The sequence below is a fragment of the Bartonella sp. AA83SXKL genome (assembly GCF_042196965.1).
Lineage (GTDB): Bacteria > Pseudomonadota > Alphaproteobacteria > Rhizobiales > Rhizobiaceae > Bartonella.
In genome coordinates this window covers 326-620 of sequence record NZ_JBHIRG010000263.1, presented here as the reverse complement: position 1 = coordinate 620, position 295 = coordinate 326, and the positions used below count along the sequence as shown (strand labels likewise).

Here is a 295-nt window from a genome sequence, read left to right as displayed (position 1 = left end):
TCGTGTGAAGATTATTTTTGAACCTCATGATGGTGATGATTTCATTTTTGAGTCGAAAATCGTTGGTGGAGCTGTCCCTAAAGAATATATTCCGGGTGTTCAAAAGGGGATTGAGAGTGTTATGGGGTCTGGTCCTCTTGCAGGTTTCCCTATGCTTGGTGTAAAAGCTACTTTGGTCGATGGTGGTTATCATGATGTTGATTCTTCTGTTTTAGCTTTTGAAATTGCTGCTCGTGCGGCTTTTCGAGATGGTGCAAAAAAGGCTGGTGCACAACTTCTTGAGCCTATTATGAAG

Annotated in this window: 1 pseudogene; it reads left to right on the top strand. The window is 42.0% G+C overall.

The features are described 5' to 3' along the window. Positions 1–295, top strand: a pseudogene (fusA, locus tag ACFINO_RS11005) (elongation factor G); the annotation flags it as partial.